This is a genomic window from Acetatifactor sp. (assembly GCF_982438285.1).
On the sequence record NZ_CEWDFQ010000056.1, the window covers coordinates 1 to 12,389 of the forward strand.

A 12,389-nucleotide genomic window follows, 5' to 3' on the forward strand; every position below is an offset into this window, starting at 1 on the left:
TAGAGCAGCTTCAGGACTTCCTATGGGGGTGGAGATTGGAAATGAAAAGAGAAAGGAAGTAGGGAAAATGAGCGAAGTTTTAAATGTGGAAGAAATTTTTGCCAGCAAAGTGTTTACACTGGGGAAAATGAGGGAGAGACTTCCCAAGAGTGTGTACAAAGAGGTAAAAAAGGTCATGGAGCATGGCGGCGAGTTATCCCTGGAGGACGCCGATGTAGTGGCTAAGGCCATGAAGGACTGGGCTGTTGAAAACGGAGCTACCCATTATACCCACTGGTTTCAGCCGTTAACCGGCATTACGGCGGAGAAGCATGACGCATTTGTGTCTCATCCCGATGAGGACGGCAAAATGATTATGGAATTTTCCGGCAAGGAGCTGATCAAGGGTGAGCCGGACGCATCCTCCTTTCCCTCCGGCGGACTGCGCGCTACCTTCGAGGCGAGAGGCTATACAGCATGGGATATTACTTCTCCTGCATTTCTGAAGGAAGACGCCACCGGCGTGATTCTTTGTATTCCCACTGCATTTTGCTCCTATAAGGGAGAGGCTCTGGATAAAAAGACCCCCCTGCTGCGTTCCATGGAGGCCATCAGCCAGCAGGCGGTGCGTATTGTAAGGCTTTTTGGCAATGATCAGGCCACCAAGGTGACGGCCAGCGTAGGACCTGAGCAGGAGTATTTTCTGGTGGACAGAGAGAAATATCTGCAGAGAGAGGACCTGATTTTTGCAGGCCGCACGCTTTTTGGAGCTCCGGCGCCAAAGGGACAGGAGCTGGAGGATCATTATTTCGGCACCATTCGTGAGAGAATCGGTTCCTTTATGAAGGATTTAAACATAGAGCTGTGGAAGCTGGGCGTTACCGCCAAGACCCAGCACAATGAAGTGGCGCCTGCCCAGCATGAGCTTGCTCCCATTTATGAAACGGCAAACATTGCGGTGGATCACAATCAGCTGGTAATGGAGACGATGAAAAAAGTAGCGTGCCGCCATGGTATGTACTGTCTGCTCAATGAAAAGCCTTTTGCAGGAGTGAACGGCTCAGGAAAACATAACAACTGGTCTCTGGGAACGGACAATGGGGTAAACCTCCTTGATCCCGGTGATACGCCCAACGAAAATATTCAGTTTCTGCTGGTGCTGGCGTGTATCCTGAAGGCTGTGGATACCCACGCAGATCTGCTTCGCCAGAGCGCGTCGGATGTGGGAAATGACCACAGACTGGGCGCAAATGAGGCGCCCCCTGCGATCATTTCCGTATTCCTGGGAGAACAGCTTGAGGATGTGGTGAAGCAGCTGGTTGAGACAGGAGAGGCCGCTCACTTGATTGAAGGCGGCAAGCTTGCAACCGGTGTATCCACCCTTCCCGACCTGGATAAGGACGCCACGGACAGAAACAGGACTTCACCTTTTGCCTTCACCGGAAACAAGTTCGAATTCCGTATGGTGGGAAGCTCGGATTCCATCGCAAGTCCAAACACTACGCTGAACGCTATTGTTGCAGAAGCCTTCTGCGAGGCTGCGGACATTCTGGAGCCTGCCAAGGAGGCTGGAAATTTTGAGGCAGCGGTGCATGACTTGATTAAGGAATATCTGACCAAGCATCAGAGAATCATTTTCAACGGCAACGGCTATTCGGAGGAATGGGTGCAGGAAGCAGAGAGAAGAGGACTCCCCAACATCAAGTCCATGGTGGAGGCCGTGGAGACGCTCACCACAGAGAAGTCCATCAGGCTGTTTGAAAAATTCGGCATTTTCACCAAGGCGGAGCTGGAGTCCCGCAAGGAGGTGCTCTATGAGACCTATTCCAAGACCATAAACATAGAGGCACTGACCATGATCGATATGGCAAAGAAGCAGATTCTTCCTGCGGTGATCGGTTATACCAAATCTCTTGCGGATACTGTGATCGCTGTAAAGGAGGCGGGAGCGGATGCGTCTGTTCAGGCACAGCTGCTAAACGAGGTATCAGTGAAGCTGGCAGAGGCTAAGGCGGCTTTGCAGGAGCTGGAGAATAAAGTGACGGAGGCAGGCAGCATTGAGAGCCAGAAGGAGCTTGCGTTCTTCTTTAAGGATCAGGTGAGGGCAGCCATGGATGCCCTGAGAGCGCCTGTAGATGCGCTGGAAATGCTGGTGGATAAAAAGGTTTGGCCCATGCCTACCTATGGAGATTTGATTTTTGAGGTTTAATATTATGGAAAGCGTCCTGCAGGCTCCTTTCAGACTGCAGGACGCTTTCAGCCTGCGCCATTCGCAAAGCCGCGCCAAGGCGCTTTTTCGCTGCGGTGCAGCTGCCTTTGCTCATTATCGGGCGCTCTGCTCATAAGCTGCACAGCAAGCAACTTCATGCAAGCATGATCTGCTTGTCATACAGCTTATGGCTGAAATTAAAAAAATTCAAATTGGGTATTGCAAAACCAAAACACTTCGTGTATAATACATCAAGTAGCGCAAAATAGGGCTATCGCCAAACGGTAAGGCAACGGACTCTGACTCCGTCATTTCAAGGTTCGAATCCTTGTAGCCCTGTTCAAAAACCTCAGCAGAGAAACTTGCTGAGGTTTTTCGTTTCTGGCAGTATTTTAACTATAATTGTCTTGCGCTTGGGAGTGTGTTCTGGTAAAGTGAATTTGACAGAATGCGAAGGGAGAAATGAGTTTATGGAAGATACAATCAAGCAGGCCAAGGGAAGCTTTTCAAAGCTTGGAGGATTTTTTATGCTGGGCACACTGGTAATTTTTGCGGTGCAGCTTTTGCCGGCTTTTATCCTTCAAATAGTAAAGCCTGAGTGGATGAACAACGGGGACATCGCTCTGCTCGTGACAATTATACCTATGTATGTGCTGGGGATGCCGTTTTTGATCTGGCTTTTAAAGAAGCTTCCGGCGCAGACTCCTCAGCGCCGTACCATGTCGGCCGGGCAGTTTGCGGTGTCATTTCTTATGTGCTATGCTATTATGTTCTGCTGCAACCTGCTGGGGAATATTGTCACTGTGGTGATCGGACTTCTCAAGGGAGGAGCTGTGCAGAATACTATACTGGATGTGGCCACCTCCAGTAATATGGTGATTACCTTTGTGTACATGGTGATCTGTGCGCCTGTTTTTGAGGAATATATTTTCCGCAAGCTGATTATTGACAGCACCATGCGGTACGGACAGGGCGTTGCCATTCTGTTGTCGGGGCTGATGTTCGGCCTGTTTCACGGCAACTTGAATCAATTTGTCTACGCCTTTGGAATTGGTGTGTTCCTTGCCTTTTTGTATGTGCGCACAGGCAGCCTCAAAATCACTATAGCGCTGCATATGATCATAAACTTTTTGGGCGGCATCGTCGGGGTGCTGATATTGCAGCTCATCGATATGCAGGGACTTACGGAGGCGCTTGCAAGCGGGGACACCCAGGTCCTGATGGAGTATTACAGCAGCCATTTGGCAGGATGGGTGGTTTACGGCGTGTATGCGATTTTGATTCTTGCCGCCGTAATCACGGGAGTGGTTTTGCTGATCGTGTTCCGCAAACGGTTTACCTTGCCTGAAAATGAACGGGTGATTCCCAGGGGCAGAGGCTTTTCTACCGTGATTCTCAATCCGGGCATGGCGGTTTACTGTCTGTTCTGGCTTGCCATGATTCTATTGCAGCTGTTTCAGTAAAAAGCAGGAGGCATAAATGTATACTTTTGACAGCAGAGTCCGCTACAGTGAGACGGACAGCGAGGGAAAGCTGACGTTATTTTCCCTCCTAAATTATTTTCAGGATTGTTCCACCTTTCAGTCGGAGGAGCTGGGAATGGGAATATCTTATCTGCGGGAAAGGCATCTGGTATGGGTGCTGTCCTCCTGGCAGATTGTGGTAGACCGGTATCCGGGATTGTGCGAGAAGGTGCAGACGGGAACCTTTCCTTATGCCTTCAAAGGTTTTCTGGGCTATCGTAATTTTACCATGACAGATTCGGAGGGCGCTTACCTGGCCCGTGCCAATTCTCTGTGGACTTTATTATGCACAGATACGGAAAAACCGGCTATGCCGCCTAAGGAAATGATAGAGGCGTATGCCTTGGAGGAAAAGCTTGACATGGACTATGCGCCCCGTAAAATTCAGATTCCGGGGGAGGGCGTTCACAAAGAGCCCATTGTGGTGAAAAAGCACAACCTGGATACCAATCATCATGTGAATAACGGGCAGTATGTGGACATAGCCATGGAATATCTGCCGGAGGATTTTGCGGTGGGCCAGCTTCGGGCAGAATATAAAAAGCAGGCGTTTTTAGACGATATTTTTTATCCCTATGTGGCCGGTGAAGAGAACAAAATAGTGGTGGTTCTGGCAGACGCGGATGACAGACCCTATGTTTGTGTGGAGTTTCAGAGAAAGGAGTCCGTGGGACACAGATGTTGAGACTGGGAGAAAAGCAGCAGCTTGAGATTGTAAAGAAAGTGGATTTTGGCGTTTATCTGGCCGAAGAAGGAATGGGACAGGAGGAGCGCGTGCTTCTGCCTGCAAAGCAGGTTCCGGAAGGCAGCAGTGTGGGAGACGTCCTTGAGGTATTTTTGTACAGGGATTCCCAGGACAGGCTCATTGCCACCACAAGGCAGCCGGCCCTGGTGCTGGGGCAGACGGCAGAGCTTACGGTTGTGCAGACGGGAAGGATAGGCGCCTTTTTGGACTGGGGATTGGAAAAGGACCTGCTGCTCCCCTTCAAAGAACAGAAAAAGAAGGTGAATACCGGGGACAAGGTGCTGGTTTCCCTTTATATTGACAAAAGCAAGCGGCTTTGCGCCACTATGAACGTATACCCCAATCTGCGCACAGACAGCCCGTATCAAAAGGATGACAGAGTAAGGGGACGGGTTTACGAGATCAGCGACAACTTCGGAGCATTTGTGGCGGTGGACAATCAATATTCGGGCCTGATTCCCAAAAGAGAGCTTTACGGCAGAGTAGAGCTGGGCGAGGATGTGGAGGCCCGGGTGGTGAAGGTGCACGAGGATGGCAAGCTGGAGCTGAGCATCCGGGAGAAGGCCTACATTCAAATGGAAAAGGATGCTCAGGAGCTGTTAAGCCTTTTGGAGCAAAAGGGAGGAAGGCTTCCCTTCAATGACAAGAGCTCGCCGGAGATCATCCGGCGGAATACGGGCATGAGCAAAAACGAGTTTAAGCGGGCTGTGGGAAATCTGCTGAAGGCGGGAAAAATAGAGATTGCAGAAAATGCTATTCTTTTGCGTTGACTGTTTTGCCAGCGGGCCGGGCTGAACTGCTTTCTGCATAAAGTCAGACTGGTAAACACAGAAAAGATATGATATACTAAAGGAGCAGAATCGTTTTGCTTTGCGGATTGTCCGCAGACGGCGGGAAAGGGATGGTGATAGTATGGATATTGCAGGTTTATCTACACAGATGGCAGTTACCTCCCTGCAGGCTAAGGTGGGTACGGCGATGCTGGGGAAGGCTATGGATACCAGCGAGGCTTTGGGCGCCGGGCTTGTAGAGATGATTGACGCTGCAGCAATGGAGCGCAGTGTGTATCCTGAGCTGGGAGCCAACATAGATATGAGAATCTGAGCGCTGCCGAAAAGGAATGATTGTGAGGGGCTGGCCGCATGAGATAGATGCGGCTGGCCTTTTTGTGAATTTACATAAAATCCTATTGCTTTTTTGGTGATTTTTTTGTACATTTGTATTATACGTTCAAAATCAATAAGGAGTGGGATTATGATATCAAATCAGATTTTGCAGAACACCATCGACGGACTCAAGGCCATAGCCCGGGTAGATTTTTGCGTTATGGATGTGGACGGAAAAGACGTTGCATCTACCATAGATATGAGCAGCTGCTCCAAGGCTGCGGTGGAATTTGCGGTATCCCCGGCGGATTCCCAGGAGATACAGGGATATCAGTATTTCAAGATTTTTGATGAGCAGCAGCTGGAGTATGTGCTGGTGATAGCAGGCACGGGAGAGGATGTTTATACCATCGGCAAAATGGTGGCGTTTCAGATACAGAATCTTTTGGTGGCTTATAAGGAACGCTTTGATAAGGATAATTTTATCAAGAACCTGCTGCTTGATAATCTGCTCCTTGTGGATATCTACAGCCGTTCTAAGAAGCTGCACATTCAGGCGGATGTTCCCCGCGTGGTCATGATTGTAGAGTCTGCAAACGGCAAAGACAATAATGCTTTGGAGCTTTCCAGGGCTTATTTCGGGGTAAACAGCAGAGATTTTGTCACCGCTGTGGATGAGAATAATGTCATTGTGGTGAAGGAGCTGGCAGAGGGAGACCTTGGCCGGGAGATTGAAAAAGCGGCCAGAGGGCTGGAAAACTGCCTGCAGAAGGAGGGCATAAAGGACATCCGTATCGCCTATGGCACGGTGGTTCATGAAATTAAGGAGGTAAGCCGTTCCTATAAGGAGGCAAAGATGGCTCTGGACGTTGGAAAAATCTTTTTTGATGAGAGGGACATCATTGCCTACAGCGAGCTTGGAATCGGCCGGTTGATTTACCAGCTTCCGATTCCTCTGTGCAAAATGTTTATCAGAGAGATTTTCGGGGGAAAGAGTCCCGATGAATTTGATGAGGAGACACTGACCACCATTCACAAATTTTTTGAAAACAGCCTGAACGTGTCGGAGACCTCCAGACAGCTTTTCATCCACCGCAACACATTGGTGTACCGCCTGGATAAGCTGCAGAAAAGCACCGGCCTGGATCTGCGTGTGTTTGAGGACGCCATTACCTTCAAGATCGCCCTGATGGTAGTAAAATATATGAAATATATGGAAACCTTTGAATACTAATTTCGTTGTATACTGTAAGAAAACATAAGATAGGCGGCATACCAATGGCAAATAAGGAATATTTACGAAGAAAAAGGGAGCAGATGATAGAGGAGAAGGGCATTATTTATTTGGATAATGTGAGCAAATCCTATTCTACGGGCTCCCCGGCGTTAAATGGAATCACCCTGAGCATTGGAAGGGGAGAGTTTGTTTTTGTAGTCGGAGACAGCGGCTCCGGGAAATCAACGCTGATCAGACTTCTGCTGCGGGAGCTTACTGCAACCAGCGGCAGTGTTTATGTTATGGGGAATGATCTGGCAAAGCTTAAGCACAGACAGATACCCAAATTCAGAAGAAATCTGGGCATTGTGTTCCAGGATTTCCGTCTTTTAAACGACAGAAACGTCTATGAGAATGTGGCCTTTGCACAGAGAATCATAGAGACGCCGGTGAATGAGATCAGAAGGAATGTGCCGGCTATACTGGCAACAGTGGGTCTGGCGGGCAAGTACAAGGCAAAGACCAGGCAGCTGTCCGGTGGAGAACAGCAGAGAGTGGCTCTGGCCAGAGCCCTGGGGAACAGTCCTTCCATTTTGCTGGCGGACGAGCCTACGGGCAATCTGGACCCTAAAAATTCCTGGGAGATTATGCGGCTTTTGGAGGAAATCAATGAAAGCGGCACTACAGTGGTGGTGGTCACCCATAACAGAGAGATTGTGAATGCCATGCAGAAGCGCGTGGTTACCATGAAAAAGGGCATTATTGTCAGCGATCAGGAGAAGGGCGGTTATATTGATGAAGATTAGCACATTGTTTTATACCATCAAGCAGGGATTTGTCAATATTTTCCGAAACAAATGGTTTTCTCTGGCATCCATTGCCACTATTTCGGCGTGTCTGTTCCTGTTTGGCTTGTTTTTTGCCATTGTGGCAAATTTTCAAAATATATTAAAAACAGCGGAGGAAGGAGTTTCCGTAACTGTGTTTTTTCACAGCGAGAGGGACGAGTGCGAAAGCCATACGGAGGATCAGCTTCCCACGGATCAGCGCATTGAGGAAATCGGGCAGCAGATTGCGGCCCGCATGGAGGTGTCGGATGTAAAGTTTGTGTCCGACGATGAGGCGTGGGAAACCTTTGCGGCAGACTATTATGGGGATGATTATTCCGCAGGCTTTCCTGAGAACCCGCTGGAGGGCGAGGATAACTATGAGGTGTATTTAAGTGATGTGTCCATGCAGAGCGCCCTTGTGACCTGGCTGGAATCCATACCGGAGGTACGAAAGGTCAACTATTCCGAGCTCACCGCCAATACCCTAAGCGGCGTCAATCTGCTGATCGCCTATGTGTCGGTAGGAATTATTATAATTTTGCTGGGAGTCAGTATTTTCCTGATCAGCAATACAGTAGCCATCGGAATTTCCGTCCGCAAGGAGGAGATTAATATTATGAAATACATCGGGGCTACGGATTTCTTTGTAAGGGCGCCCTTTGTGCTGGAGGGTATGCTGATTGGCCTTGTGGGGGCTGCGGTGCCTCTTTGGATCATTCACAGCCTGTATAATTATGTCTTGTCTTATGTGGTGGAGCGTTTTTCGGTTTTAAGTCAATTCTTAAACTTTTTGACAGTGGAGCAGGTTTTCCATGTTCTGACGCCGATATCTCTTGGAGTGGGCGTGGGGATCGGCTTTTTGGGAAGTATTACTACTGTCAGAAAGCATCTTCATGTATAAACTTTATGAGGCGCCTATGAAGAAAAAAAGTATTTTGCTCTGCCTGGCGGCTGCATTGCTTTTGGGTCTGACGGCCCAGTCCGGGCTGCGGTCATCCGCTGCCAGCATGTCCTCCATCACCTCGGACAGCATAAAGGAAAAGCAGGAGCAGATTGAGCAGGCTGAGAAGGAAAAGGAAACCCTTCAGAATAATCTAAGTGACCTGAAGGAGATCAAAGAAAATCTGGAGACGGAAAAGACCAATCTGACAAATTATGTGGCGGAGCTGGACAGAAATTTAAGCGATATCGAGGATAACATTACGGAATTGCGGCAGCAGATCAGCGCAAAGGAGGAACAGATCAATCTTACCCAGGCGGAGCTGGACGCTGCCCTGGAAAAGGAAGAAAACCAGAAAGAATCCATGATTGCCCGCATAAGATGTATATATGAGAAGGGCCAGCCCCAGGTGGTGGAGCTTCTGGCCGGCTCAGAGAGCTTTGGAGATTTTTTAAACAAAGCGGATTATGTGGAAAAGACAGTGGCCTATGATAAGCAGATGTGGGAGGAGTACAAGGAGAACCGCCAGCTGATTGAGCTTTGCAAACAGGAGCTGGAGCTGGATAGGCAGATACTGGAGCAGGCCAAAACAAATGTGGAGACGGAACAGGCCAATCTGGAGGAGCTGATTGCACAGAAGAATCAGGATATCACGGAGTACGAGTCCGACATCTCCAATAAGGAGCAGGCCATAAAGGAATACGAGGCGGAACTTGCCGCCCAGAATGCGGAAATAGAAGCGCTGGAAGCGGCAATTGCCGAGGAAAAGAAGCAGATTCTGGCAAGCAGCGGTACTGTGTTAAGCTATGATGGCGGTATGTTTAAGTTTCCGCTGGCCTCCTATACCAGAATTTCGGACGACTACGGAATGAGAATCCACCCTACGCTGGGCGTGGAACAATTCCATAACGGAGTGGATTTTGCGTCCCCCAAGGGGACTGCCATCTATGCCGCCTATGACGGGCAGGTGGTGGCCGCCACCTACAGCGCAACCATGGGGAATTATGTGATGATAGACCACGGGGATGGACTCTACACCATCTATATGCATGCCTCTGAACTGTATGTCTCAAAAGGAGATGTGGTTGTGAGAGGCGAAACCATTGCGGCAGTGGGAAGCACAGGGCGTTCTACGGGCAATCATCTTCATTTCAGCGTCCGCCTGAACGGGTCCTATGTGTCGCCGTGGAATTACCTGAGCCAGTAGAGAACAACAGGTATGGAAGGAGCGCTGAAAAAGCGACGGAAATATGGACAATAACAGAGACAACAATTACTATGACTTGGATTCTATGAACAACAGAAATATCGGACCAGAGGACGGCAATGGGAAAAAGGGGTCTTTTGTCAGCGGCGTTATCGTAGGACTGGCTGGTGCACTTTTGATTCTCAGCGTAATTTACCTTGGCACCAGACTGCAGCAGTTGGTCGGCGCGGGGGGAGATTCGGACGGCGCTTCCACGCTGACACAGCTCCTTTCCGGAGACTCCTTTGTGGATGAGCAGACCATCTCCAAGCTGCAGACCATTGGGGATACAGTGAAAAAGTATTTTTATCTGTCAGAGGTGGAGGATGATGCCCTGGAGGAAGGGATGTACCGGGGAATGCTGGAAGCGCTGGACGACCCTTATTCGGAATATTATTCTGCAGAAGAGCTGGCCCAGATTATGGAGCAGACGGAAGGAATTTATTATGGCATTGGGGCCTATGTTTCTTTGGACACACTCACCTCTCTGCCAAAGATCAGCGGGGTGATTGAGGGAACCCCTGCCCAGGAGGCTGATCTTCGGGCAAACGACCTGATTTACCAGGTGGATGGGGTCTCCACCTATGGGCTGTCCCTGGACGAGGCGGTGGCTATGATAAAGGGCGAGGAGGGCACTCAGGTGACCCTTACCATTATCCGTGAGGGCGAGGATGACTATGTGGAGCTTACGGTGACACGCCGCCGGGTGGAATCTCCCACTGTGGAATTTGAGATGCTGGATGAGGAGACAGCCTACATTCAGATTGTAGAGTTTGACGATGTGACCATAGACCAGTTTGCGGACGCTCTGGCCACAGCCAAGGGTTCCGGAATGAAGGGACTGATTCTGGATCTCCGGGCCAATCCGGGGGGAAGCCTCAACGCTGTGGTGGAGGTGGCGCGGATGCTGCTTCCGGAGGGACTGATTGTGTACACTGAGGATAAATACGGAGAAAGAGAGGAGTACACCTGCGACGGAACCAGACAGCTGGAGGTTCCCCTTGTGGTGCTGGTGGATATGAATTCTGCCAGCGCTGCAGAGATTCTGGCGGGGGCCATAAAGGACTATGGCATTGGCACCCTGGTGGGAACCACTACCTTTGGCAAGGGAATCGTTCAGCAGATTATTCCTTTTTCCGATGGTTCTGCGGTGAAGCTTACCATAAGCAGCTATTTTACACCAAATGGCAACAATATCCATGGCATCGGAATTGAACCGGATATTCAGTGCGAATTTGATGCAGAAGCCTACTACAATACGGAAAATCCCTATGACAACCAGCTGGAGAGGGCTAGGGAAGTGCTGAAGGAAAAGATAGGATGACAGGACGGCACAAAAAGCGGAAGGTCTGACAGACAGATTTTCCGCTTTTTTGCGCGTGCGCCTGGCGGCGCACGTTTCTAAGCCCGGAGGGTGGCTTTGGAAAACTATTTTCAGGAAAAGCAGAACAAATGTTTGTAAAAGCTATGGACATATGCTATAATCTTGATGATGGGTGGGAGGGGAAAATAATTTTGTGTTTTGTTCCAACAGAACAGTAAAAGATATTAAAAATTAATGAGGGTAAGATATGAAAAAGAAAAAAGAAATATCTATACTGCGTTCTTCAGCAGCAGAATATTTAACATTCATTACCGCTACTGGAGAAAGTGATGTTAATGCTATATATTTTGATGAAAATGTGTGGTTGACCCAGAAGATGATGGGACTCCTTTATAATGTGGAAACTCATACGATTAACTACCATTTGAAGAAAATATTTTCTGATGGAGAACTGGATGAGAAAGCAGTTATTCGAAAATTTCGAATAACTGCTTCTGATGGGAAAAGTTATAATACAAATCATTATAATTTAAAAGCGATTATTTCTGTGGGGAATAAGGTTGACTCTCCGAGAGCGGTTCAGTTTAGAAAATGGGCAAACGGCATTATAGAAGAGTTTACAATAAAAGGCTTTACAATGGATGATGAGCGGTTGAAGAATTTTGGAACAGTATTGACAAGGGACTATTTCGAAGAACAACTGCAAAGAATTCGTGAAATTCGATTATCTGAGCGAAGATTTTATCAGAAAATCACAGATATTTATGCGACGAGTATAGATTACGACCCGAAGGCACAGACAACAAGATTGTTCTTTGCAAAGGTTCAAAATCAATTACATTGGGCGATTCATGGTGAAACAGCAGCAGAGCTAATCTATCACAGGGCAGATAGTGAAAAAGAGCATATGGGGCTTCAGACATGGAAGGACGCACCTGATGGAAAAATACAAAGATTTGACGTAACAGTTGCCCAAAATTATTTGACAGAGCAGGAGCTTTTGGCAATGGCAAGAATTGTTAATGCTTATTTAGATCTTGCTGAAATGCGTGCGGAAGAACACATTCCCATGACAATGGAGGACTGGGTAGAACAATTTGAGGGCATTTTAAGATTATCGAAGAAAGAAATTTTAACACATGCAGCATGCAGGAAGTATATCAGCTCAAATAGCGGAAGAACATGCTTTAAGTGAGTTTGAGAAGTATCGTGTGAAGCCATAGAATTTTTAAAAGATGTAAAAACTTATTTTTTAGTACAATAAATAATGA

11 protein-coding genes and 1 tRNA gene are annotated in these 12,389 nt (G+C 48.3%); all 12 read left to right on the plus strand.

Annotated elements, in window-relative coordinates:
* Positions 1–67 precede the first annotated feature (67 nt).
* The 12 genes from AC1WIP_RS04445 to AC1WIP_RS04500 all read left to right on the plus strand — a co-directional run bounded on the left by AC1WIP_RS04445 (position 68) and on the right by AC1WIP_RS04500 (position 12,313).
* The gene (locus AC1WIP_RS04445; protein WP_481140692.1) at positions 68–2,188 is read left to right on the plus strand and encodes a glutamine synthetase III family protein; all 2,121 of its coding nucleotides are present in this window, start codon (positions 68–70) and stop codon (positions 2,186–2,188) included.
* Positions 2,189–2,455: 267 nt separating this feature from the next.
* Positions 2,456–2,527, plus strand: a tRNA-Gln gene (locus tag AC1WIP_RS04450).
* A gap of 131 nt (positions 2,528–2,658) precedes the next feature.
* Positions 2,659–3,651 (plus strand): CPBP family intramembrane glutamic endopeptidase, encoded by a 993-nt coding sequence (locus tag AC1WIP_RS04455; protein WP_481140683.1) that lies wholly within the window; start codon positions 2,659–2,661, stop codon positions 3,649–3,651.
* A gap of 16 nt (positions 3,652–3,667) precedes the next feature.
* Positions 3,668–4,396: an acyl-[acyl-carrier-protein] thioesterase gene (locus AC1WIP_RS04460; RefSeq protein WP_481140684.1), complete on the plus strand. Its 729-nt coding sequence runs from the start codon at positions 3,668–3,670 to the stop codon at positions 4,394–4,396.
* A complete protein-coding gene (locus AC1WIP_RS04465) occupies positions 4,390–5,226 on the plus strand; it encodes a CvfB family protein (protein ID WP_481140685.1) in 837 nt (278 codons plus the stop codon). The genes AC1WIP_RS04460 and AC1WIP_RS04465 overlap by 7 nt, the downstream gene beginning before the upstream one ends.
* Positions 5,227–5,368: 142 nt before the next feature.
* Positions 5,369–5,560 (plus strand): YjfB family protein, encoded by a 192-nt coding sequence (locus tag AC1WIP_RS04470; protein WP_481140686.1) that lies wholly within the window; start codon positions 5,369–5,371, stop codon positions 5,558–5,560.
* A gap of 150 nt (positions 5,561–5,710) precedes the next feature.
* Positions 5,711–6,796 (plus strand): PucR family transcriptional regulator, encoded by a 1,086-nt coding sequence (locus AC1WIP_RS04475; protein WP_481140687.1) that lies wholly within the window; start codon positions 5,711–5,713, stop codon positions 6,794–6,796.
* A gap of 101 nt (positions 6,797–6,897) precedes the next feature.
* Positions 6,898–7,584: a cell division ATP-binding protein FtsE gene (ftsE, locus tag AC1WIP_RS04480; RefSeq protein ID WP_481140693.1), complete on the plus strand. Its 687-nt coding sequence runs from the start codon at positions 6,898–6,900 to the stop codon at positions 7,582–7,584.
* Positions 7,574–8,509 carry a permease-like cell division protein FtsX gene (ftsX, locus tag AC1WIP_RS04485; RefSeq protein ID WP_481140688.1) on the plus strand — a complete coding sequence of 312 codons (936 nt, stop codon included), beginning with the start codon at positions 7,574–7,576 and terminating at the stop codon, positions 8,507–8,509. Before ftsE ends, ftsX begins: the two co-directional genes overlap by 11 nt.
* 16 nt (positions 8,510–8,525) lie before the next feature.
* Positions 8,526–9,755 (plus strand): murein hydrolase activator EnvC family protein, encoded by a 1,230-nt coding sequence (locus tag AC1WIP_RS04490; protein ID WP_481140689.1) that lies wholly within the window; start codon positions 8,526–8,528, stop codon positions 9,753–9,755.
* Positions 9,756–9,798: 43 nt separating this feature from the next.
* Entirely contained in the window at positions 9,799–11,118 is a 1,320-nt protein-coding gene (locus tag AC1WIP_RS04495; RefSeq protein ID WP_481140690.1) for a S41 family peptidase, read from the plus strand.
* A gap of 247 nt (positions 11,119–11,365) precedes the next feature.
* Entirely contained in the window at positions 11,366–12,313 is a 948-nt protein-coding gene (locus tag AC1WIP_RS04500) for a virulence RhuM family protein (RefSeq protein ID WP_481140691.1), read from the plus strand.
* The last annotated feature ends 76 nt before the right edge of the window (positions 12,314–12,389 follow it).